The sequence below is a fragment of the Bacillus sp. AC266 genome, from assembly GCF_979253805.1.
This window is the reverse complement of the sequence record NZ_CEEDEC010000069.1, coordinates 1-240: the sequence shown is the minus strand read 5'-3', so window position 1 is coordinate 240 and position 240 is coordinate 1. Positions and strand designations below refer to the sequence as shown.

The following is a 240-nucleotide window of genomic DNA, read 5'->3' as shown; positions in this document are numbered from 1 at the left end:
AGAAGCATTCTTCGCCCACTTTGGCCTTCCATTCATCCCACCAGAAGTGCGTGAAGATGGAAAAGACATTGAATTAATTAAAGAGTATCCGAACTTAATTCAGTTCTCTGAGATACAGGGTGATTTACATATGCATACAACGTGGAGTGACGGTGCTTTTTCAATTGAAGCAATGGTGCAAGCGTGCCGCGCTCGTGGATATAAATTTATGGCAATTACTGATCACTCGCAATACTTGAA

At 41.7% G+C, this 240-nt stretch carries 1 protein-coding gene; it reads left to right on the top strand.

Annotated elements, in window-relative coordinates; genetic code table 11:
- Positions 1-240 (top strand): PHP domain-containing protein (locus AC0IXC_RS29365; RefSeq protein ID WP_471653728.1); only part of this gene is annotated, 240 nt, incomplete at both ends.